Origin of the sequence: Paenibacillus sp. FSL R7-0652, assembly GCF_038595045.1 — a bacterium.
Taxonomy (GTDB): Bacteria; Bacillota; Bacilli; order Paenibacillales; family Paenibacillaceae; genus Paenibacillus.
On sequence record NZ_CP152001.1, the window covers coordinates 4,915,010 to 4,939,545 of the forward strand.

17 protein-coding genes are annotated in these 24,536 nt (G+C 47.1%); 6 read left to right on the forward strand and 11 right to left on the reverse strand.

The features are described from left to right. Positions 1-400: 400 nt before the first annotated feature. The 4 genes from MKY97_RS21525 to MKY97_RS21540 form a co-directional block, all read right to left on the reverse strand. A complete protein-coding gene (locus tag MKY97_RS21525) occupies positions 401-3,430 on the reverse strand; it encodes a beta-galactosidase (RefSeq protein WP_342552309.1) in 3,030 nt (1,009 codons plus the stop codon). A gap of 115 nt (positions 3,431-3,545) precedes the next feature. After that, complete coding sequence (locus MKY97_RS21530; protein ID WP_342552310.1) at positions 3,546-5,042, reverse strand: glycoside hydrolase; 1,497 nt, start codon at positions 5,040-5,042, stop codon at positions 3,546-3,548. Between the two features lie 331 nt (positions 5,043-5,373). Then, on the reverse strand, positions 5,374-6,402 hold the full coding sequence (locus tag MKY97_RS21535; RefSeq protein ID WP_342552311.1) for a LacI family DNA-binding transcriptional regulator: 1,029 nt from the start codon (positions 6,400-6,402) through the stop codon (positions 5,374-5,376). 92 nt (positions 6,403-6,494) lie between these two features. Continuing rightward, the gene (locus tag MKY97_RS21540; RefSeq protein ID WP_342552312.1) at positions 6,495-7,367 is read right to left on the reverse strand and encodes a metallophosphoesterase; all 873 of its coding nucleotides are present in this window, start codon (positions 7,365-7,367) and stop codon (positions 6,495-6,497) included. 105 nt (positions 7,368-7,472) lie between these two features. Here MKY97_RS21540 and MKY97_RS21545 point away from each other — a divergent pair, with 105 nt between their 5' ends. After that, complete coding sequence (locus MKY97_RS21545) at positions 7,473-7,823, forward strand: iron-sulfur cluster biosynthesis family protein (protein WP_342552313.1); 351 nt, start codon at positions 7,473-7,475, stop codon at positions 7,821-7,823. A gap of 35 nt (positions 7,824-7,858) precedes the next feature. Here MKY97_RS21545 and MKY97_RS21550 read toward each other — a convergent pair whose 3' ends face one another. The 3 genes from MKY97_RS21550 to MKY97_RS21560 all read right to left on the reverse strand — a co-directional run bounded on the left by MKY97_RS21550 (position 7,859) and on the right by MKY97_RS21560 (position 9,563). Next, on the reverse strand, positions 7,859-8,401 hold the full coding sequence (locus MKY97_RS21550) for a class I adenylate-forming enzyme family protein (protein WP_342552314.1): 543 nt from the start codon (positions 8,399-8,401) through the stop codon (positions 7,859-7,861). 275 nt (positions 8,402-8,676) lie between these two features. Further along, positions 8,677-9,102 carry an SMI1/KNR4 family protein gene (locus MKY97_RS21555; RefSeq protein WP_342552315.1) on the reverse strand — a complete coding sequence of 142 codons (426 nt, stop codon included), beginning with the start codon at positions 9,100-9,102 and terminating at the stop codon, positions 8,677-8,679. A 245-nt stretch (positions 9,103-9,347) separates the two neighbouring features. Beyond that, positions 9,348-9,563 carry a hypothetical protein gene (locus MKY97_RS21560; protein ID WP_342552316.1) on the reverse strand — a complete coding sequence of 72 codons (216 nt, stop codon included), beginning with the start codon at positions 9,561-9,563 and terminating at the stop codon, positions 9,348-9,350. Between the two features lie 241 nt (positions 9,564-9,804). On the opposite strand from MKY97_RS21560, the gene MKY97_RS21565 reads away from it, so the two are divergent. Next, on the forward strand, positions 9,805-10,854 hold the full coding sequence (locus tag MKY97_RS21565; RefSeq protein ID WP_342552317.1) for a hypothetical protein: 1,050 nt from the start codon (positions 9,805-9,807) through the stop codon (positions 10,852-10,854). Between the two features lie 148 nt (positions 10,855-11,002). Here MKY97_RS21565 and MKY97_RS21570 read toward each other — a convergent pair whose 3' ends face one another. Beyond that, on the reverse strand, positions 11,003-13,063 hold the full coding sequence (locus tag MKY97_RS21570) for a methyl-accepting chemotaxis protein (RefSeq protein ID WP_342552318.1): 2,061 nt from the start codon (positions 13,061-13,063) through the stop codon (positions 11,003-11,005). A 253-nt stretch (positions 13,064-13,316) separates the two neighbouring features. On the opposite strand from MKY97_RS21570, the gene MKY97_RS21575 reads away from it, so the two are divergent. Beyond that, positions 13,317-13,727, forward strand: coding sequence for a hypothetical protein (locus tag MKY97_RS21575; RefSeq protein ID WP_342552319.1), 411 nt, complete (start codon positions 13,317-13,319; stop codon positions 13,725-13,727). Positions 13,728-13,906: 179 nt separating this feature from the next. On the opposite strand, the gene MKY97_RS21580 is transcribed toward MKY97_RS21575, so the two are convergent. Next, positions 13,907-14,785 carry a TatD family hydrolase gene (locus MKY97_RS21580; protein WP_342552320.1) on the reverse strand — a complete coding sequence of 293 codons (879 nt, stop codon included), beginning with the start codon at positions 14,783-14,785 and terminating at the stop codon, positions 13,907-13,909. After that, positions 14,772-17,999, reverse strand: coding sequence for a GNAT family N-acetyltransferase (locus MKY97_RS21585; protein WP_342552321.1), 3,228 nt, complete (start codon positions 17,997-17,999; stop codon positions 14,772-14,774). Before MKY97_RS21585 ends, MKY97_RS21580 begins: the two co-directional genes overlap by 14 nt. 390 nt (positions 18,000-18,389) lie before the next feature. Between MKY97_RS21585 and MKY97_RS21590 the strand changes: the two genes are divergently transcribed. Further along, a complete protein-coding gene (locus MKY97_RS21590) occupies positions 18,390-18,983 on the forward strand; it encodes a DedA family protein (RefSeq protein WP_342552322.1) in 594 nt (197 codons plus the stop codon). 220 nt (positions 18,984-19,203) lie between these two features. Here MKY97_RS21590 and MKY97_RS21595 read toward each other — a convergent pair whose 3' ends face one another. Beyond that, a complete protein-coding gene (locus tag MKY97_RS21595; protein WP_342552323.1) occupies positions 19,204-23,001 on the reverse strand; it encodes a DUF4073 domain-containing protein in 3,798 nt (1,265 codons plus the stop codon). A gap of 550 nt (positions 23,002-23,551) precedes the next feature. Here MKY97_RS21595 and MKY97_RS21600 point away from each other — a divergent pair. Together MKY97_RS21600 and MKY97_RS21605 are read left to right on the forward strand one after the other, a co-directional pair. Beyond that, on the forward strand, positions 23,552-23,821 hold the full coding sequence (locus MKY97_RS21600; RefSeq protein ID WP_342552324.1) for a hypothetical protein: 270 nt from the start codon (positions 23,552-23,554) through the stop codon (positions 23,819-23,821). A 23-nt stretch (positions 23,822-23,844) separates the two neighbouring features. Further along, a complete protein-coding gene (locus MKY97_RS21605) occupies positions 23,845-24,477 on the forward strand; it encodes a DUF4515 domain-containing protein (protein WP_342552325.1) in 633 nt (210 codons plus the stop codon). Positions 24,478-24,536 lie beyond the last annotated feature (59 nt).

Genomic DNA, 24,536 nt, shown 5'->3' on the forward strand with positions numbered 1-24,536 from the left:
CCCTTTATATATGTGAAACAACCATGCTTATTCATTTATGTATACGCTTACAAATAAGACTACTCTCCGCTTCATAAGCGCTGTGAACAAACGATCCTTCATGGTTAGCTTATAAAATAAGCAAAACCCTCATTCTCATATACAACCGGTTTGGTACAAGATTCGCCTGAGGTATCAAGCTCTCTTGTGATTCAGGTATAGATAAGAATGAGGGAGAATCTATTCGAATTCTAATTTCGCTATATTTGACACTGCTGTACTGCTGCTTCTTCTACTGCTGCTCACTCAAAATGCTGCTTATATTGATGCTAATGCTTATACTGCTGCTTACTATTGCTGTTGATATGGGATGGAGTTGGTGCTGCTTCTACTGCTACTTCCAAATTCTAACCTTCTACATCTATTTTCCCACTGTAATCCACGGATATCGTGACATCTCATCCAGCATCAGCCTTACCCGTTCCGGTGTCCTGCCTTCTTCATCGAAAATGAGCAGTTCATTCTCTTCCTGCAGCCAGGCAGTCGGAATTTTGTAATCCTCCTGCGGCCCAATCTGCCAGTATCGGCCGAGGTGATGCCCGTTCACATGGATGGTTCCTTTGCTCATACCCGTGAGGCGAAGCATTAGGTTTACTTTGTGATGTGCGTCTGTGACAGGTTTGGCAAAACGCCAACGGTACCATACCGGCTGACCGTACGAAGCCCCCCGGGAAGTCCGTCCTGACTTAGGTTCAACCGTGATTGAACCTGATTCAGCAGGTGTTTTGCCAACCTCAGTCCCTTTCGTTTGCAATGCACCTGAAGTGAGACGCTGTGCCGTATCATACGATTCCCACCCTGTTGGAAGCAGCTCATCCGTACCTGCCATCCGCCAGTTCTGAAGCTCGCCCGCATTCGCATAAGTGATCAGTTCCAGTCGATTGAGCGGTGCTCGGCTGTACGGCATCTCCAGTGTGTTTAACTCTCCCGGCTTCACATAGCTGGACAGATCCAGTGTCTGAAAGGCAAACCAGTCCTGATAAGCGGGCATCGGAATTTCAATGCCGTTAACACGCAGTCCTTTGCTCAAAGCACCCACCAGTACTGCCCTGTCCATGCCATCCAGCGTAAAGTTTCGGCGGAGCACGGTTCCTGCCTGAATCGTGTTCACTTCATCCAGATGAATAACTTCTGTGTCCATCTGCCAATCCCGGCGAATATCCTGCACTTGACCGCCAAGGTACACCGCTCCTGACACACCTTTATGTTCACCCAAGTAAGGGGAAAAGTTCAGTCTGCCCATCTGCTGTACAAGCAGCTGCAGCGTATTCCGGCCCTGGACGAGACGAATCGGCACTGAAGCCGCGCCAACCTGACGCACGAGCGCCTGCTCGGAACCGTTCACAATAATCCTCGCGGTATCCTGAATTTTCGGCAGAATGAGATTCGTCGTTTCATTCACGGCATGGTCCAAATCACATTCATATAACAGATATCCAAAGTCCTGACCATACTCGGAAAAATCCACAGGCTGCCCGCTCACAGAATGCTGTTCCGCTCTCAGAGTGACGCGTGAGATATCAGGTGAACTTGGCAGTACTGGAGCAGCTGGCGTGCCAAGCGTCATGCAGCCAAGATGTTCTTTCACTTCACCAGATGCCAAATCAGGCTGTTTCTCCGCTTCCCGGGTGATGAACTCACGTCCTGTCCGAGTCTGTTCGCCATCCTGCCAATCGCCCAGCAGCAGGATGGTGCGTTCAGAATCAGAGATCATACCTTTGACCTGCCCTGAAGCCGTAACATCCACATCGTCAAATCCGATCGCATAACGCAGGCTCTGCCGATCAGCCGATTCCACACGCCACGTGCGATTCATCGTGTCACGGTCCAGAATGACAAAGCGAATGGAAGTTCCGTTTGCCTCTACACGTATCACACCCGGCTCCTGAAAGTGGAACAGGTCTAAACGATATGCATTTCTCGCTTCATTCTCTTCAACCAGCACCTGTACCGTGCTGTCCTTCACCACAAGTGCACCCGCCGCAGATCCCTGGTCCGCTCCCAGTTCAAGCTCAATCACCGAACGCTGTCCTCGATCCGCCGTGACAAACAGCGTTAGTTCACCGTTAATCACCTCGTTACCCGTTATCATGGCACCTGCAGTCAGGTATACCCGTTCAGCAATTTGCACACGATCCAGCATTGGAACAATCTGACCCGGATGGATTGAAACCGGCAGCGTCCGTTCTTCATCAAGGGTGATGTACACCGTTTCACGTTCATCTTTATGACTTTCTACAAACCAGATCTTCTCCGGCCCTGCCTGCCTTCCTCGTACGGAAATGCTTCCCGGGTGTCGGACCTGAATCTGATCAGCCGCTATATCCTCGGATTCCATCAACAGAGATCCGAATGCACGCACCAAATAGGACAGGTTTTTCGTCACTGCATATTTGGGTGTCACGCGTCCATATTCGCTCAGCGGAGCATCATAATCATAGGATGTAATCATGAAAATATCGCTGCTTCCCAGCGTTCTTCCGCCATATCCGCCAAAGTTGGTACCGCCATAAAACATGTAATAGCTGATCCCTGTATATCCGGCTCGCAGGATCTCCATAATTCTTCTGTCCAGCAGCGATGCGGTCTTCTGAATTGCCGAAGGCCCTCCCCAATTTTCGAACCATCCCGTCCAGAATTCGGTAACGATCTTCGGTGTACCCGGCTGCTTGGCCCGCAGATTGGCATAATGTCCATCGGCTCCCGACCAGAAGTTCGCCCCCTCAATGGTGCCTTCTGCTCCGCCAACACAGGTGATAAGCGGAACATCTATGCCTCGCTCCAGTATCCCGTCCCTCAGCGTTGTCATGTGGGCACTTGCTGCTTCATCATCCATCAGATATCCATACTCATTTTCAACCTGCACAAGGATCACCGTGCCTCCAGCGGACAGCTGGCGCTTCCGGATAATCGGAATGAGCTGGTCAAAGTACAGCTGCACATAATGCAGATACGTTTCGTTATTCTCTCTAAATTTCACGCCCGGTTTCGTACCCAGCCAGTACGGAAACCCGCCGAAATCCCACTCTGCACAGATAAACGGTCCTGGACGTGCAATCACCCACATGCCCAGCTCTGCACACAGATCAAGAAATGCGCCGCAGTCGTTATCCCCTTCGAAGGACCACTGTCCCTCCTCCGGTTCATGCACGTTCCATGCAAAATAGGTATCAATACAGTTCATACCTGCCAGCTTTGCCTTCATTAGAACATCGCGCCATTCTTCCTTCGGCATGCGAAAATAATGGATGGTTGCACTGTTCAGAAAAATACGTTCACCGTTCAGATAAAAGCTGCGTGCATCATACGTCAATTCATACTGCACTCCCCGCCCGCTGCTGAGCCTGCTGCTCTCTTGTTCCTGTGTCAAAAGGGATGCCTGTTCTGTCAACGTGATCCCCTCCTTCTTATTTTTATGAATAAGTCTTGATCTCTATTGAAATACACGTGTATACAGTGCATTACGATGCCAAAATCACTTCAAGATCACTGTTGTCCTGAGTTATTTACGCTGCTGGTGGCCTGACACCTTCCAGCACAACGGTGGTGATAGAGTTATCCGCGATTGGTACTTCAATTCCGTTCGCGTACACCGGGATATCCTCAAGCTTCTGCATATTGTGATCTGGTGAGGTCTGATACACTTGAGCAGAGGTGGTTTGGGCATAATCCCAGCCGTTCAGGTCAAACGCTTTGCTCTCTGCAGACCGTTCATTCCAAATCACCAGAACAAGTCTCTGCGCCTTGGCATCATAAGCTGCAAGTGTGCTGCCTTCATCTGTTGGAATGATAACCGCGCCAGGACGAATGTATTTGGTGAACTGAGCCATAGCATAATACTGCTTGGTCATCTCGTACTGCTCATCACCGTTAAAATTGGCATGGATGAAGCCCCAGTTGTTCCTCGCGCCTTCATCCTCTACAGCCTGCCAGTATACCCAGGCAGATGGCTGCATGATTTTCAGATCAAACATGATGCGCTCTGCCAGCTCTTGTACCGATGTCATGTCTTCATGATGATGCGGCTCGCTTCCGCCGGTACCGTATTCGGACATCCACAGCTTTTTGCCCAGCTTGTCAGCCAGAGCACGCAGTTCTTCCATTCTGCTGCCGTTGTACGAGTGGGTATTGATCTGCTGCACAGCATCCACCGTATCCTGATCATACAGGCTGAAATTAAACATCGTCTCGTCGATGCTGTTATCATCCGCAGCACTGATTACGGTGCCATCCAGTCCTTTGCTGCGGAGTGAAGCAGCTGTTTTCTTAATCATTGCGGCCTGCTGCTCCGTATTGAAATGACTGCCTTCCTGCATGTTTCCCTTCTTCCACCAGTTGGCAGAAGGTTCGTTCAGCGGATTCAGTGTACGGAACGTAATGCCCCACGTATCCCGGTAATGCTTCACCACTTCGGTCAAATAGTCGGCAAATGTATCATACTGGTCCTCACGCAGATTGCTGCCGCCATCCTCCGCGCCAGTAACCGAGCCGCTGATCGTCATCCAGTACGGAGGGGAATTGGAAAAAGCCTCTGTAATGTTCACCCCGCGTTTAATCGCACTCTGCAGCACAGAACGCTGTCCTGCGTCCGCTTCCCAGTCCCACACCCCTGGCTTAGGCTGGAAGCCCGGAACATCGCCGCCTGGGCGGAGTTCCTTCATCTCGGGATTTTCACCACCGCCAATATTGTAACGAACAATGTTAAGTCCCAAGCCTTTCACCGGATCAAATACCAAATCCATAATCTCATCGACCTTCGCCTGATTCTCCCAGCCACCCAGGTCATTAGCCCACCAAGCCAGCGACGTGCCCCAGCCTTCAAAATGATCATACGACTGTTCCAGCTTCAGACGCACCGGGTCCTCCTGAAATACAAGTGTCTCGAGTGATGGATTCTTGTAATGATGCATAATAATTCCTCCTGCAGCCACCAAGGCAAGAAGCACTGTCCCTGCAAGGACCAAACCTCGTCTGCCTGAGAAACGCTGCTTACGATCTGCCATCGTTTTTCCTTCCTTCATGACCCATTGATCTTCTGAATATTGAAGCTGTAGTTGAAACTGTATTCATATTATTACAATCGATCGTCTCCTACTCGCTCGCATGAATCCTGTATATCTCATGGATATTTCTTATTCATGCGAGAATCAGAAGCAGACCTGTAGAGGAGGAGGATGGGAAAAAATATTTTTGAAACCCATTTCATGAAATCGGTTTCATTAAGTGTAAATATAAAACCCGTTCCACATGATGAAAGGGGTCTCATTTACGCCCTCATTATATTTCACCCTTCCCGGAAATGTCAACGCTTTCTTTTTTAGAAATACAGGCCCACTACCGGGCGGCAGGTCCTGTACTCTGACGGATAATCAGCTTAGGTTCCAATATGTTCTGTTTCTTCGGTTTGCCTTGGTTAATCAGCTCATGGAGCACATCTACAGCCTGCTTACCCAGCTGATACGTATTCTGGGATATCGTTGTCAGTTCAGGGATTACAGCACTCGCCAGCGGTGTATCATCAAAACCGATGATGGATATGTCTTTGGGTATGGACAGTCCATGCTCAAGTGTTGACTTGATCGCTCCAATCGCCGTGTTATCGTTCACACAGATGACGGCTGTAGGCGGATTGTCCTGCTGCAGCAGCTTGGACATTTCCCGTTTACCGTCCTCAATGGAGAAACTGCCGAGCAGCTGACGTTCTTTCGGGATCTCAAGTCCGTATTCACGAAGTTTTTTCTGCACCGCTTTGACCTTGACCATCGTAGTTGATAATTCCTTCAATCCCCCGACAAATGCAATCTCCCGGTGTCCAAGTTCAAGCAGATGTTCGGCTGCCATAGCGGCTCCGGCCCCTTCATCTGTATAGACGCGGTGGAATCCGCCTTTGGCAATGTTGCCGTTAACCAGCACAATGGGCATGTGCCTGCTCATGTCCATCAATTCCTGTGCCATCTGATCTGGACACACCTGAAGATTAATGCGTCCGCCAAGAAAGATAATGCCATCCACCCGTTTCTCCCGCAAAATGGAGAGGTACTCAGACTCGCGGTTATAATCCCCTGCTGTATTGCACAGAAAGAACGTATACCCTAGTCCGCGTGCTTCGTTCTCTGCACCCCAGAACACCTCGGGGAAAAACGGATTGGTAATATCCGGCAGAATAATCGCAATGGTGCCTGTCTCTTTCTTAATCAGACTGCGTGCCTGTGCGTTGGGCTGAAATTGATGTTTCTCGATAATCGACATGATCTTCTCTCGCGTGCTGGCACGAACAGGAGCCGTGTCATTCAGCACCCGGGAGACCGTCGATACAGATACGTTTGCTTCTTTCGCAATATCATATATGGTGATCGGTGTCATAAGGGGGGAACCTTCCTTTTCTCTCTATTTTCCTGCTTATCATACCAGATAAGATATAGCGATGAAATGCATTTCATGTATACCTGTGCGTCTCAGCGCGTGAAAACAAACACCTTGCTGTCGGCATTCACCACTTGTGTGCCGTTGCTCAGCTCAACGAGCGGCGTATCCCAATGGGTATGCCCGCTGAACACCAGTGTCTTCGGCCCGGCCTCCAAGGCCTGCCGGATGAGCGGTTCACCCATAAGCCCAAGCTCGGCGATGCCCGGGCTTTGGTGCAAAAGCAGGCAATCCGGCTGCTGCTTCAGCAGCTTGCGTACGGATTGCAGGTACGGCTCTGCCGGCAGCCGGTTCGGCTTGTCCGGCCGGCCGATGATGCCGCCAAGGCCCGCGATGCGCAGCTGGCTGGTCTTGGCGGCACTCGGCGCTGGGCCACCCGGTGGGGGGCCAGCGCTGATCATGGCAGCCGGGCCATCCATACAGTGGATGCCCTCGCTGCAGTGTAACCGATGAGCGTCTGCATCATCGGTGAGATCGTGGTTGCCGTGGACGCCGGCAACCCAGCCGAAGGCTGCCCTGAAGGCAAGCCAGACGGGAACCGGATTGCCAGTCGCTCCCCTTTTCCCACGCAGGGCATACATGTCTCCACATAACAGCACCCCCGTCTTCCGAGGATCAAGCATAGGCCATTCTATCTCCATCAGCAGGCGAATATAGGCAGGCAGCAGCTCGCCAAGAAGCTTATCCGCAGCCTCCGCGTCAGATGCCGCACCAGACTTCTTCTCCGTTCCAGGTACAATTCCCTGCAAATCCGAAGTTACAATCAGAGCGTGCATTCCGTCCGGCAGTCCAGCCAGGGTACCATGATAAATCGGAAGCTGTGCCTGAACGACTTCTCCGCCAGGGACCACATTTAAATACGAAAAATATTCAATGGGTTCATCGTTTAATGTCAGTATTTCCATATCATCTCTCTCCTTCTCCTTTATTTTACCTTCTAATCGACTGCCGTGGTCCATATATTAAATTGTAAGCGAATTCATTGGGAGACAGAGGAGTGTGACGACGTCATGATCATTCAAGTGAGTCCGCAGGCCGAAGCAAAACTTGTTGAACAGCTGGGAGAGCAGCCAGGCTTTTTCAAATTATTTTATGATACTACCGGCTGCAGCAGTGACGGAATTACGGTACTTTTAATTTTAAACGAGCGGGACAGTGATGACGTATCGATTGATGCGGGTTCGCTGCCGTTTGTGATTAATAAGCAGCAGCAGCTTTATTATGATTCCTGTTTACATCTGCAGTCCGATGAGAGCTCCCCTTCGTTTCATCTGAGCAGCGGTTCGATGATCTACGGGAACAGTATAAAGGTTCACGATCTGCGGGAAGCTGCAATGATGACGTCTGAGTGCAGGGAATAATGGATTGTCGTCGATCACTTATATGCACATTAAGATTAAAACCTCCCTAATCGGCACTTCGCGAAAAGGGAGGTTTGTTTGAATGGAAAATGCCGGGCAGAACAGCCCGTCTCCTGAGCCATCTCTGCAACCTCGAAGCTGTTTTTGAACACTATTTGTTTGCTGCGGTGTGAATGCATCACCCCTTTAGGGCGCCCCGTCGTGCCTCCTGTATAAATCAGTACAGCCGTATCTTCGGCACCTGCATTCACCGATTCTGTGGGTCGAGATGAGAATAACCGTTTCAAAAGCGTTGGCAGCGATCTGCTAACCGAATTCTCCTCATGTGTTGTGAACCATTGTGGACTATATTCCAAAAGATGGATTAACGTTTTCACTTTCTCGAGGTGATGTTCATCATGAATAATCATGTGCGGCTCTGCATCCTGCAGTATGGCGGTCAGTTCAGAGACGGTTAACAACGGAGAGGGCACAAGCGGTATGGCGCCGACCGCAACCGCCGCATATAGCGCGACCACAAGTGCGGGACTCGGGTCACCTAACAGGGCGAAACGATCGCCTGCGCGAAGTAGATACACATCTAATCGGTAATCGGACTATGTTCTTGTCCTTAGCTTGGGACAAGAACTTGTACCGATAAAATAAAAAAGCCGCTGAAATAGCGACTTCGATGGGCCATGTTCTTGTCCCTTGACATCAGATTTAGCCAATTCGATCTTTTGGTCCTCGTATGCTGATGACTATTTTTTTAAGAAATCACATAACTTTCAATGTGAAGGCAGCATTTCGCTGACCTAATCGATATTGTTATGAGGAATCAAGTATAGATTTAACCATGCTGAGGTTAGATCAGCTAAATAAATTTTTGGATGAACTCTGTAAAGTTTGAGGCAATATAAACACCCTGAGAATCGGCAGAACGTATCGTTTCTATGTAAATAATACTAGGATGAGGCAAGCTGCTGAAATTAAAGCAAAACAGGTTACCCTCCTCATCTATAGCAAAAGGAAAATGATTAAGAGGAAGACTGCTCTTTTGCTCATTATATACATCTAATATATCAAGATCATCAAATGCGATGAAGGTTAAGAAGGAAGAAAATATAACTTTCTTTCCATTGATATTCAACGTCCGTTGTACAGGCTCTGCACCGTGGTACTTTTGAATAAAGTTAATGTACTCTGAAGGAAACTGTATACCCCATTTTTTTTCTACTAACCTTACTGCATGCATATCAACAGAAGAATACTCCGTACTCCAGGTATTATTATCGACCATATGTTCTACTCCCTTTATGATTTAAACTAACTAAATCTATTTTACCCAATTGATATCATCATCTGACCAGTAGGTGCTCCAATCGGGGTCATCCACTTGACTAACCTGGATAATTTCTCCTGTATCATTTCTTCTAACAACATAACCACTATCTTCGTGATAATATACTGTAACCGGTACATTCTTCTGCCCTTTTCTTTGATCAACCCAGTCTACAGTACCTGCCGGCTCATTTATAGCTTCACTCAGTCGTTGATCATTCCAGCCACGTTCAGTAATTTGATCTGCAATACTTTTACCACCTCTTTTTGTAGGCTCTTGGCTATAGTGATAGGGGGATCCAGAATAAAGGTTACAAGCTGATCAAGTTCGCTGTAACTCATTACGCAACCTTGGTGCAGGAATGCTGGTGCCTCTGGATACAGACCTGCTGCTCGTGGCAATCGTTCCGATAAAAGCATAATGTCCCCCTAAAATTTAATATCCTTTTAATCCTACAAGGATAATTTGGAATAAATTGAAAATAACACAAAACAACCAGATCATCTATATATTTACGATTTATTGATTTATAACCAAAACCTTTTGGGAACCTGCAGCGTTTATTTTACAAACTTGCTAAACACCCAGCAGCCATAGAAAGGAGGCATTAAGATACCGAAGCCGAAGAATGATAAGATACACCCGTTAACTGCTGTGTTTATGTTCTCAACGTTCTTTCTGATTGCAGCGTTCTCACTCATGCTCATTTCAGGCTGCGGCTCTAGCGAAAACAGTGCTGCGAGCCCACCACCCCAAATTAAACCAAGTGCTGCGCAGACCCATGAGTACCTGTCCATTACCAATACCGAGTACGTGAATGAGACCGATCAGAGCGATGGAATGACCATGAACGTTTATACCTATGATTTGCAAACCAAAGCTCTCACCAAAATGACTGATCTGCCCTATAACTCGCAATATCCTTTAACGGTCGTTTCTCTGGCGGATAACACTACGTATTATTCGGGTACTGGCCAAAATAAAGGAGATGAGTTATTTGCTTATGATATGAAAACACATCAGGTGAAGCAGTTAAGCTCTAATCTCTTTGCTGTGAATGCCATCATCCCGAATGTCGCTGAGCATACACTCATGTTGGCTGCTGTGAAGCAAGGAGAGCGCCCGGTAAAAGTCATGTTTCTGGACCAAGATACACAGGAATTGACGGTTTTACATGAGCAGGATTCGGATACGACCACATGGGACATTGCGTATGATCCCAAAGCCGGAAAAGCATATGCCATTCAATACTCCGAGGAAGAACAGTATCAGCAGATGGAAAAGTCAAATCAGACCCAAAAACCGATGATTCCTCCCCGTCATACCATCATTGAAATCGATCCGGAAACGAAGCAGACCCGGAAAATATTCGAGCTCCAAGATGAACAGATTCTAACTTTATCTGCAAGAGGGGATCAGCTTCTTATAGCGACTGCCAAATATATTAACAAAAGGCCGATCCGATACAGTCTGGTAGATGTGAAGACCGGTAAGCGTCAGGAACTTAAACTCCCAATCAAGGCAAGCAGTGAGTTATTCCTGAACAACGAAGGAGACGGCTTCTATTTTCTAGGCGAAAAAGGAAACGGCAGTTCAGAACGAGGCATTTATTTCTATCATATGCAATCAAAAAAGATCGAGACGATCTTCCTGCAAAACGAAGGCTTCATCAACAACTTCATGCTCCTGTCTGAGCCTGTCCAAAAATAAAACTTGCTCTTTCCGCCTGCTGCATATAGCGAACCTGCAGAACATCCAAAAAAACCTCCCATATCCACTGTTCTGGATGGGAGGTTTACGTGTGTACCTGTGTGAGAGTTTGATCGCTGTGCAGCAATCACGTTAAATCTTCTTTCTACTAACTTGTTTTAAACCTTGCCGATTCCTCAGCCAGCTGCTTCGTCAAGGCGTCAATCGTCTGCACCAGCTCGGCCAGATGCCCGGTCATGGCAGACTGCTCCTCCATGGTAGCAGTGACTTCCTCAATGGATGCGGACACTTCTTCACCTGAAGCCGACAAGCTCTGCGCTGCGCTCAGGACCTCGTCCTTGTCCCTTTCAATGGACTCAATCTGGGAGGCAATGGCCTGCACTTGCTCCATCATACGCTGCATATTTTGAGTCGCGAATTGGAACGTATCTTTGGTCTGTATGACACTGCTTTTATGCTGCTTCGCAATTGCTTCAATCGTCTGCACACTCTGGTTATTTTGCTCCACATGTTCAATCGTCTGCATAACGATTCGGTTAATATCGTCAGATTGTGCGGTTGTCTGTTCTGCCAGCTTACGAATCTCGGAAGCCACCACAGCAAATCCCCGCCCCTGCTCGCCTGCTCTCGCTGCTTCAATGGATGCATTCAGTGCGAGCAGCTTGGTCTGATTGGCAATTTCGGTAATGGTGCTTGTAATCTGCTGAATACCCGACGAGCTCTCTGCGAGCTGTACGGTTATGTTAGAAATATTATGAACCTCTGCTTCGTTCCGGTCATTTACAGCAATGAGCGCGTCGATGACCTCATGATTATTTTGGAACGCATCCGTAAGTTCATCGGCCTGTGCCATGACGGATTGGGATATTTCGTTTACGCTGACAATTTTACTGCCCACATTCATGAACTGATCCACAATCGCCTCGGTATCCTTCGCCTGTGATTCCATCGCGCGTGAGATCTCAAGTGCCGTGGCTGATGTATCGGTGATGGATGCCGATGTCTGCTGCGCAGATCGATCCAGTTCCGCAGTACTTTGATTCAAGACACCAATAGAAGCATTCATACTGGCAATCAGCTGTCTGTTCCCCTCGGCCATGGTGTTGAAGCTGTCAGCCAGTTCTCTGAATTCTCCGCTGTATTTCTCCTTCGCCTGTACCGTTAAGTCACCTCCAGCCAGCTGTTTAAACAGCGCTGTAATGGAAGCAACCGGTCTCGTCATCACCCGTGAGAGCAGAATGCCAACAATGACTGAAAAGGCAATAGAGCTGAAGAGAACGATATACATCTTATTCGCCATGCTGGTTAAGGGCTGATTGACGTCTACATATGAATCCTCTACAATAACCGTCCAATCCGAACGTGGGATTTTGGAATAAAATACAACTTTTTGGTCACTGCTTGCCTCGCCGTGGAACAGCTTATCACTTGAGTCCAGATCAACAATGGACTGGTATTCTCCCGATTCGAGCGGTTTGCCCGCAAGACTCTCGTCTGCCGAATGATACAGAACCATGCCAACGCGATCCAGAATGATGACTTTGCCCTCGTTGTTGATTTTGACATTTTGAAATTGATTTATGAAAAATGATGTATTTGCTGTAGAAACGAGTACCCCTTCCACTTCTTTCTTATCGTTGTAGATTGGAGAAGCAAAAACGATGCCCAGGGTACCCAGTGTCTTGGAGATCATGCCTTCACTGATGACCGTGCGTCCCTGAATAGCTTCCTGAAAATATGTACGATCCGCTCTTTCCCCACCCAAAGATTCCGGGTCACTGGCTGCTACCACTTTACCGCTGCGATCCAGCAGCGTTAGAATGCTGGTTCCCTCCATACCGGTCAAACTGTCTGCCAATATGCCATTCGCTTTGTCCACCAGCTCCTGGTTGTCTGAGGTAAATGTGTCATCATTCTGAGCCTCAGCCGCATTGCTAATTTCAAGTAAATCTCTAAATGTCCGATGAGTCGTAATGAGAAACGTTGACTGCTGCTCCAGACTAAGTGAGGTAAACAATCCTTCGCTGATCCGATCTGAAGTCGATCGAATTTCGTCTTTGCTTTTAACCATCGTAATGCCTTCGGCCACCTTATAACACAGTACAGCCGTTACAGTCAGCACAACACAGACGAGAAGACTGATCATTAACGGTAATTTGATTCGAAAAGACATATTGGTTATACGCTGCCTTGCTTTTGCAAAAAACATAAATACTTCCACCATCCATCCTCATTTGTGTAGAATCCATATAATATGCGCTATTTTAATATCGGTTGTTATTAAATAATCGTCCAGTTATAAAGCGCTTGCATAAAAAAATATTAGCCTAAGGTTTATATGCAGGACAAAAGTCGTTTGAATGGATTGGCAAAAGTGGACTTCCGGGTAATACAAAATATAACATTATCATCGTATAATGGATGAACTACATATTGTGAAGAGAGAGGAACGATATTTTTATATGAAAATGCCCACTTTATTAAATGTCATCCGTGCCCTTCTGGGACTGCAGTCCATCTTCATTGGCATCTCCATGGCATTCCTGGTTGCAGATGTATTCCGCAGCAGTGCGGATTACTCCGCATTTCCGCTATTCGATCAGGTCGCCTACTTTGCCAACATTGCGCTTCGAATCATTTTGATTCTGGCTCCCCCGCTCCTGACGATCATGTATATCTCAGGACAGAGCTATAAGCTGACGATTACATTCATGAGTCTAACCCTGTTCTTCACCATTTTGTTTATTCCAAGCCTTCTCGTCCTGCTGCACGTTTTCATGCTGCTCACCCTGCTGCTTCATCAGCCCAGCAAAATGTATCTGAAGCAGGAAGGTTCTTCGCGAGAGTACAACCAAAAGGATCTGCGATTATAGCTCACATCGATTGATGGATGGCAGCTGAACGAAGCTTAACTTTTCAGGATATAGACAGCGAAAAAACCTGCCGGCAAAACGGCAGGTTTTTTGGGGTGGAATATGCATTAAATATGAAGATACTTACAGACATGGACAGTGATGCGTATTGTTTCATGCATCCCATTATCGTTAGGCTGTTAGGAAAGCTCCGCAATTCGCTGGCTAATGCGCGGGAACAAGCCAAAGGCATTCTCATAAAAGACTTTCTCATGATGCTGCTCCGGCACCAGTCTGCGCACAAATTCAGCATACAAGTCGATCGGGGCCAGCGGCCAATCGGTACCGAACAGCATCTTCTCGTAATGATCCGAGTAGACCAGGGCTCGGCGGAAATGATCCATGAATAACGGTTCGTTCATAAAGCGTTCGAAGTGAGGCCGATCTCCAACCACCAGTCCTGACAAATCCGCATACACGTTAGGATTTTTTGCCACTACCTCGGCCGCGTCCATCACCCAAGGATCGCCCAGGTGGCAGATCATAAAGTTGACGCCCCGCTGCTGCAGAGCTAACTCGTCCACCGTTAACGGATGCGCATATTTAAGCAGTCCGTTCATCGAGTAGGTGTCTCCGGTATGGATGACCACAGGCAGATTGTATTTTGCCGCCAGTTCATAGACCGGGGTATAGATTTTGTCATACACATAGTGATGGTAATACCCGGCATACAGCTTGATTCCCGCAATCTCGGGCAGCTGCAGTCTGGCTTCGATCCGGTCCAGCTCATCCTGAGCATGCTTGCCGTCCAGCCTGTTCGGGTTAATCCCGACACATTCCATCAGAAACGATGGAACCTGTTCTTCCAGGTCCAGCCTCATCGGGTTAGGGGAACTGGAATCCGGGAAAGCCCCCTTTGTCTGCTCGCTGACCCCCATGCCGATGCCAAGGATAACATCATTTCGGTCAAATTCCGCTTTGAGGCCAGCCGTGCTGTAGTCTACTTTGGACAAATCAATTGCGGTACGGTGAAAGCTGTCGATATCCGACAGATGAATATGAATATCAATGATGGGCATCGGAGTCCTCCTCTTCGCTTGTCGTTGTTATAAAGTTGAGCTTCAACAGATCATGTACATCCGCCGGTTGAAGCGGGATCGGTCCCAGCACAAGATATGTCGGCTCCGTCCAGACGGTTTCTCCGTCTTTCAACGTAAGCTCATGCATTACGTTATGTCCGGTCACCAGATTGTTGGCAAAAGCCCAGGCACTCTGATTAGGGTAACGATTAATCGCATGCAGCATGTTATGCCGTGAAGTAGAGCCTGTTCGAAAAATATTCCGTAATGGCAGGCCGATATCCACCTTCCCCAGCGGGAATCGGTCCTGGTTCGGCTGTTCGATCCAGCCTTCTGTATACGCATCCGCAGGTTTGAAGAAACGCGTTTCTGTAATCGTGTAATTCGCGCGTGTCAGACCGCTCTTGTTGGTTACAGAAACTAACGTACACAGCACCGGAACACCCGGCAGCATCAGATAATGCTGCTGAACCGTCATTCCCCGATTCGCTTCATGTTTGTCGATGCAGATGGTCGTTTTCATGCCTTTCCAAACATTGCCGAATTGATCCTCTTGTTCCGACCACGATATACTCGTTTGCTCCAATTGACGACTGAACCCATTCATGCCCGAAATATCGACAGTCATTCCGCCATACCACGGATTCCACCATGAACGAGGAGCAGGTTCAGGATAGGAGCTGTCCAGCCATTCCTCTCCCTGAACTTTGAGCGAGTGTATTACACCAGCGAAAGCCGGATCAGCCGTAATGGATAATACACCATTGTTTACGGTATACAATGTCCCTGATTCTGCTGCTCCCTCTTCAATCTTCTGCTGGACTTCCGACCTTGTCTGTGGTAACCAGAGGGCTGTTCGCTCCTGAATTCGGTCTTCTCCACGATATACACCGCGTACTTTCCAGCCGCCGATGTGCTCAGGCTGGTCAGGACGGGCTGCGGACTCTGAATGCTGCAGATCACGCAGATTCCCTGCCGTTCCGATGTCCTTGGGCGCAAACTCCAGCTTGGCTGAGTCCAGATGTTCTGCCGCATCGAACGCTATCGTACCCGCCTTCATTTCCGGTTCGCCACCCTGCTGCACATACAGTTCCAATGTACCTGCAAGTGGAACAAGCTTACGTTCGTTCAGCTCTGCCTGAAGTACATCCGGGGTAAATGGATTCCCGCCATTCAACGTCACATCCAGATGACTATCCAGCATCGGGATGGTCTGATTCGGTTGTTTACGGGCAAATGCACGGAAATCCGACCATTTCCCAAACGTATTCAGCGCAAACACCGTTTCCTTGGTATGTACCGAAGCTCCAGCCTTCAAGCGTCCAAGCTCATGCTGCAGTCCCAGTGTATATTCAGGTTTAATCAGTTTCAGCGAAGGGTCCCAATAGATGCCGCATGTCCCGTACTCTTCCTTGCAGAACAGCCAGTTCTCTGTAATCTGCCCACTATCCCAGTGGTTTGGATCTCCAGCGTAGTCATCACCCATATCCACAAAACGGCCTTGGTATGGTAATATGAGCCCGTTTCCATAGAAGCCGAAGTTATCCATCAGGAAGAGTTCTTCTTCCCATGCCGTATCACGTGTATTTACAACCTCATGAGAGAACGTGGCCATTCCGCTCGCGGACAGCTTGGCAATCGTTTTCAACAGCAGTCCCGGGAAATTTTTCAATTCATAGACCGCCTCAAGAACCTGATAACTGCCCTCTGCAGCAATGTTCACTTCTTTGGCTTCTTTTCTGGACAGCTCTTCCGAATACGGCTTACCCAGCTTCGGATAGTTCCACCAGAACGAATGACGCGACCCGGGGTATTCAATCCACATGACGTTATCATGTTTGTTCATATGAAGAGAAAATGCACCGTTCACGACAACCCACTGGCCGTTTGCCTCCCCGCCGTACCTGCCTTCGATGCCCTTCATCAGCACAGACAGTTTTCTTGTAAAAGAAATCTCCGATCCCCCTGCCGGAGCAGCGGTAATCTCAATGTCCTGTGCATAGATGCCATACGTATGCAGCGTAAATGGAACGGGCACAGAGCATTTCCCCTTTGCGGGCACCGTAAAGCGCAGCCTGCGCTCCGTCCAATCCAGGAATTCATCTGCAGGCAGCTCCAGATTGAATTCCGTTTCAGCATCCACATTGTTTTCCACATTCAGCAGCATTTCTGCCGGGACACCCGGATACAGCTCCTTCACAGGCAGCACAGATGTGATTTTGGCAGGAAATTTGGGGTGGATACCGAGCCGGAAATGAGCCTTCTTCCCGTTAATAAGCCAGGTACTGCTGATAACCGGATGGGTTTTGTTTTTGTCCTGTTCTTCTGTCACCGGATCAAGGTGAAATACTCCATCTACCGTGATCATTTCACCCGGCTGCACCGTTTGCACGGTATGCAGAGCAAAACGGATATTTTTGTCATCCTGTCCGCTGATCTCGATGGCAAGAGCGGCAGCGGATTTATTTTGGATATGATAACGCACGGGATAACTTGAACCAAACACCAGATTATGCTCGTCAACTTCGGTGTGAATTTCGTAATCCGGTGTTTCGATCGCGGCCAGTCCGCGGCCTGTTTTTTCAAAAGATACCCGAAGGGAAGTGTCTCCTTTACTCCAAGAGTAGTCAAAGTAATCAAACCCCTGATGCTCACGTCCATCCGGTTCAATCACAAGTTCACGCGTACTGTCCGCGTACCAATCCAGTGTTTCGAAGTACGGCGCAAGTGCCTCCGTCTGCAGCACCGTCGGGATAAAGTTCATCAGGTGTACGCTCTCGTCTTTTTTCTCCCAGAAAAATCCGCACTTCTTGTACATCGGCACCGCCTTGGTATTACCCGGCCAAGTGAACAGATCCAGACGCGGCCACCCGGCCTGCACCGTTTTCTCCACTGCCTTCAAAATCAGATTACGGCCAATTTTGTAACCATGGTAGTCCGGGCGCACGTTAAGCAGGGGTACATATAGTGCATTCTCGTCGAATCGATAATGGGCAAAGCTGCAAAAACCGACGACCTCTTCGTTATGAATCGCCAGAAACACGTGAAGATTAGAGGAGTTCTCCATCTCTTGGCGAGTGGCCTCCTCTGTTCTCTGCCTTGTGCCGCCTCCCCAGCTCTCATTGCTTCGATTCCACATCTCTGCCACACTGGCAGCGTAAGAATGGTCGTATTCAACAATCTGAATCTGATCGATGATGGGTTGTACGCTCATGTTCTGCTCTCCTTCTCTATATGTATAGGATGGTCTTCATAAACAACTAACTGGCCTTCTTCTGATCGCCGCAGAACTAATCCAGGCCCTGTGCGGCAAATCTAGCGATAGTCTTATCATACTATAATTGGAAACATTTTCAGAGCGTCTTTGTCTCCTAGATTCATATTGGGTCCAGAACGATTATAAGTAATAAGAAACCTTAGACCATGGTGGTCCGTATGTACCTTTGGACTCCTGCAGGGCTTATGTACAGGCTAACATATCCCGTGTTGACCGGATAAAATCGGTGAATCTGTGAGTTTTGACAACCGTCGTTCGTACTTGTTACTCTGAAGAGAAAGAGATGCCTACTTATATCAAAAATAGATAGATTTGTGGAGGGAAAGCATGACGGAGTGGATTACGCAATTTATACTTTTCTTTAAGGATTTGTCGTACGCAGGTCTTGTTATCGCGTTGTCGTTTGAATTTGTCCCTGCTGAACTGGTGCTGCCCATGGCGGGATATTGGGTATACCTCGGAGATATGAAGCTGTGGCTGGCGATCTTGGCAGGAACCGTTGGCGGCACATTTGGTCCCTTGACGTTGTATGCTCTCGGACGTTACGGCGGCAGACCGATGGTGGAGAAGTACGGCAAATACTTCCTCATTCGCCCTCACCATGTGGAAGCTTCAGATCGATTTTTTGAGAAATACGGCAGCGGGGTCGCGTTCTACGGACGCTTTGTGCCCGGCATTCGCACCGTCATCTCCATCCCCTGCGGCATGGCCAAGATGAACGTATTCAAGTTTAGTATCTTTACCTTTCTAGCCATGCTTCCGATCACATCCATCTACGTCTACCTCGGTTATAAACTGGGCGCACAATGGGAAGAAGTCGGCGAGGTCGTTAAACCGTATGTCATCCCGGCAGGCATGATCTTCCTGATCGGATTCGGCTTGTATATGCTGTTGAAACGTTGGAAAAAAAGACCGGCTTAGGCAAGATAAAGGCTTGTTGAAGTAAGGAAGGTAGATTTAAAGCCCCGCGATCATCACGATCGACCGGGGCTTTTGGTTTTAAAATAACGTTCTTGCTGTTATTACTCATCTGAATAGAAGTAAAGCCCCACTGATTTCCTAGAAATGAGTGAGGCTTTATAAATTATAGATTATAGAGGTACTTAATCACGAAGTACTTTATCGGGATAACATTACTTTTTCAGAAAGTAAATGTCTCGATTGCTCCCGCCTGAAAAGGATGTTGAGCCGCTTCACGTACTCGAACTGAATCCCCCGTTTCGAACGAAACGGTTTGGTCGACGAGCAATGGAGTCCATTCTCCATCATTCTTCGAGTATTCCAGTGTCGGCAAAGAGGTGGATATTGAATTGTTCAAATTCATCACATGAACTTCGGATGTGAATTTAAACTCTTTTGCTGGAGCAGCTTCTAGGTATTGACCACCTTTCTCACGAAGAAGAACCGTGAGATCCCCGGGAAATTGTTGTGGATTCTCTTCGCTGTACGTGGTCCACGTCCTGCCATCATCCACCGAATATTCCATTGCAGAGGACATTCCTGAGGCAAAGAACATATTGTCGGCATCATTGTGACCAACATACATTTTCACATTGTCTCCAAAAACAACAGTTTTCACCTTACCCGCAGGAACTTGGTTGTCCGGATCGGCTTTGACACGCACTTGCACGGAATTGTCCCCGGGAAAAACAGGTGGGGCGGCTTCATCATACGGAATCCAGGACTGTCCTTTATCAAGTGAAAATTCCATGCTTGCATTGGCTCCGTCCAAAATATTTAGTTTATCGTCCTTATCGATCTCTGGTTGCTCAGGAGCAGAAGGCAGCGTGTCTTTGATCGCAATAGAGATCGGTGCTGTATGAGCTCCGTCTTGCAGCACAGCTTGAATCAGCAAATGAGTTGCTCCTTCAGGAATGGACGTCCCTTGGGGCAGCGTATAGCTGTTTCCGTCTGACTTATCTAATGTCTTGATTGCAGCCAGGCTTCCCCCCGCATTTCCCCACATCAGCTGATAGGAAACGACTGCAGTGTCATTTGTGCTTGGTGTCCAATTAATTTCCCCTCCAATCGTTCCTGCAGCTCTATCCGTATCAACAAAAGAAAGAGATAAGGGCATAGAGGACGATTTGGTGTAAGCCAACTCGTAAGCATGACGAATTTGTTCAATGCTTATAAATTTTTTTTCCGGCAAGAGACTGCGCTCACTTAGGATCATTTTAGCAACTTCGGTTCGAGCTGCTTGGTTCATACTGCTGTATTGCGCTGCATCAATATGGAGTGTATCCGCATACCTTATCAGATAAGATTCTGTGATGGAGTTCGTTCCGGCATAATTGAAGTTATGGATCACACCAGCTTCGGTATTGGACGGTGCAGGGTACTGCTGGTTAGTCGTCTCAATAATCTGTTTAACATCACTGAATGTGCTGTACTGGCCAGCTTTTTCTGCCAAAGCCTTCTGATAATGCTGTCCGTTAAATTCAATCAAACCCAGTTCCCTTTTCAATTCAGAGGGGTAGGCTCCAAGGATATGCATGACATCTTCAGCCTTGGTTGGGTCGATTCGATTGCCCGTTTCGATGGATAATTGCTTCGTGATCAACGAGACAACATTTGGCCCCGAGTAACTGCCATGTCCCCCGAACGAACGGGAACCACTTCCATCTGAATCTTTAATAGTCAACGCATTTTTAACATAAGTCCAATCGAAAGAATAAGACGTCCCGTCTCCCAATGTTACCGGGTCAAAATTCACATTAAGAATAGGCATTTCCGGAATGGTTAGATCCCAATGGATCGATTTGATCTCAATAAATCCATATCCATAGTTTCGCAGGCGACCATCCTTAAAGATCGCAGCCGGGTTAGTCGTGGTTGTTGCTGGAGGTGTGAGTACACCCGTAAACTGAATCCTAATCTGGCTCAGGTTCGATTTATCGTATGGAAGGACATCGCTGTCATTGGCACGATAATTCATAATCGAATGAATAAACATCGGCTGCGTTTCCTGACCCGTCTCTCCATTTTTGAAAATGGTATAGATATGATAGGTTTTGGATGGCTCAAGTCCTTCTACTTTGTACGTCACAGGTTGATTCGCTGTCACCGAAAACATCCCATGGGTTGAAGGCAAGTTATCAGGAAGTGATCCATTCTTCACTTGTTCCGCTGTAGGACGTACACGATCATCGGCACGAACAGCCATGTAATAAACTGTACCTGATTTATTTGTGGTCATCAGACCAACAGCTGCATTTTCTGTACGGTCCTGATAACTCTTGTACGTATACGGATACCATGATGTCGGATCTGGATTCGCAGGAGTTGATGGTGTACCCGGATTGGAAGGCGTCCCTCCTCCTGAATTCCCTGTACTTCCTCCACTGCCTCCACTAGCGGAAGAATCACTTCCTCCAGAGCTTGGTTGTACGAATGTCGGATTGCTTACACCGTTAATCGTAGCGATTTGCATTTTGACCTTATCGTAGTTTGCAATGACTTTTTCGGGTGATACTCCCTCTGGCAGAACCAAGCGTTGAATGGAAGCATTCGTTGGAATCGATACTTGGCTGGCACGATCCTTAATTGTTACAGTTCCTATCGTTCCTGTACCTTGCAGCGCGATGGTTCCTGTACCTTTAATGGTGAGTGATTCTATACGCCCTGTTCCAGAGATGCTTGTTTCCTTACTACCTGCGATAATCTCCAAGTTACGGATGTGCGCATATAATGAAGCGTTGTGAACTCCTTCTCCTACCGTTACAGTATCATATGTGATGGATTCATCTCCCCACAACCCCGCAAGCTTGGAGTCAATATGAACCTCTTTAATGACCGTTTTGTTTAAGGATTCAACCCGAACATCTTCCTTGCTGATATTCATTTGCTGAAGTGACGATTGGTCGAATACAACCGTGTTGTCATCTCCACCCTTTACATAAGTTGTCCCTTTAACGGTAACTTTCTCCGCGTAAAAATCATTCTCAAGTTCTTTTGAAATTTCCAGATCACCGCTAATATTGAGGTTCCTGATCGTTATGTAGTCTGCTGCAGCTCTTACGTTACCCGCTATAACCGCTTGTCCACCATCGAGTACGACGTTCCCTGAGAACTCTTTTTTCCCTGCCTCTGCTGCCAGACCTGGCGCAACCAGTTTGAGCTCTAACACTTTGGTGATCTGCTCATCTACCGTTTCCATTCGGACTCCGGCATTCGCAAGTGCAGCTGCATTTTTAGCCTCAAATAACGGTTTTAATGCTTCGGCTACCCCATATTGCTTATTTCCAATCGTAACTGTACCGTTTTCTACTTTCTGGATGGTTTGCAGCTGACTGCTTGCCACCGTAGAATCTATTCGTACTAGAATAGCAGCTAGTTCTTGCCGGAGCACAGGCTGCTGAGGATGAAAGCTGCCGTTATTGCCTGTCATCAGACCGGACGAGACAACAGATGTTACCGATTTTTTAGCCCACGTTGATATCTGCTCATTGTCTTTAATCTTCGACAGCTCTTCAACCTGATCTTGCGCTGGATCTGTTTGAGTTGCTCTAACCAATATGGAAGCCAGTTCCTCCCGTGTAACGACAGCTTGTGGACGAAACATTCCACTTGGATCTCCATTCATCCATCCCGCTTTTTGCACGGCTTCAATCGCACTTGCACTCCATGAACCGGGAGACACATCCGAAAACTTAGAAGCTGCATGTTCACCCAGTTCAAGCCCCATAAGTTTGGCAATTGAAACGGCTGCCTCTTGACGAGTAACCTGCTGTAACGGATGAAAGAACCCTTTAGGGTCTCCACTCATGATCTTTTTCTCTTGAGCTTCAAGTATAACCGCCTTAGCCCAAGGCGAAGCCTGTTCAACATCTTTGAACGGAAGAGAGGATGCTGCCGATACGTTGGACTGCATGGCTGTGCTTAGCGTAATAACTATCGACGCTATAGCTGCTGCGCCCATTTTTTTTGAAATATCCATAAAGCCTCCTATTAACACTTAAGTCTTTTCTCCTGATTTTTGTATATTTTTGAATCAAAAGACCCATTCATCATAATATGTAATTCGACTTATAACAATATGTGATTTCCAAAAAAATCATTTAATTATGGGAATTTATCGCACTGGAAAAGGGCCAGCGCCTTTCTCCTTATCTGTTGGTAACGTTGTGTCTACTACTTTCTCAGCTGAAATCTCTTCTAAAGTAGGTTGGGGGCAGAGACTGCTGCAAAACTGGGAACAACCTATCAGGGAACTCACACCTACAAAAAGTCATCTGGCCTCATTAAAATCCCTGCAAACAGAACATATACGATTTATTGTGCCCCAACATATAGCTACTGATATTTTAAATACGAGACAAGGTCTATTTCCAAATTCTCATATTGGCACTTACGAGTATAAAGAACCAACATCTTTATACTTTTACTGGAAAGATACCACTAGTTGGTAACTAGACACGATTTTATATTATTGGTAGTATAATAGCGCATACATTAGCATGATTATATTACCAAAGGAGAAATTAACTTTGAAAAGTAAAATGAATTCCTTGTTGGCACTTATCATTTCTCTCGTCTTACTTATTCTTGGATTTCTATTCATCGTCCGAAGTACGGATTGGGGTATGGACAAAGCAATGTTGGTATTGGCAAAATATCAGAATGTAAAATCAGACACGACTGATATTTTTGGGGATTTTATCAAATCAGAGATTTGGTCTTACAAAATTGAAGGAATTCTATTCATTTTACTTGGAATGTTAGTGTTGAATTTAGCAAATACATCACGAAGCAAATAACACTTTGTTAGTTGGAGGTTTAGATGAGCCATATTCGAGGAATTGTTTTGGAGGGTTATTCACATGCAGGAAAGACATCTGTTCTAAAAGCATTGAAGCAGCTTCATGCAGTCGATGAATCATCAGAGCGAAGTATTATTGTGCTCAGTGAACATTATTCCCAAATATTAAACAATGTCCATGGAGAATATAAAAGCTTGAATCGTGATGAACATCTTAATTTGTTGAAAGAACGGATCAGCATGTTAAAAAAGCTAAATGATTGGGCAGCATATTTAGGTCCAGAGGCATCTAATGCGTCTAGAGGAATATTCTTTGTGTTGGAAAGGTTTCATTTGAATCATAGAGCGGCTTTCTCCACCGACCCCGTACACGAGATCGAAAACATCGAAAATGAATTACTTCAGCTTGGGGCGCAATGCGTATTACTGACCGTTTCATCAGAGAACATCGAACAACGAATGCAGAGCCGAACGCCTCACGAATGGAAAAACAAGACACAAGATGAAATTCGAAGATCGGCCAAAGATTTTTTACATACTCAATCAGAACTTCGTAAACAGTCAGCTTTGTCTCTCCTGCCAACAATCGAAATAAATACAGATCACAAAGATTGGACGGCATATGCAAAAGAAGTATTGAAACGACTAAGCTAGTTTAGAATTAGTTTGAAGAATTAAAAACTCCTTCCCCAAAAAGATAGGGAAAGAGTTCC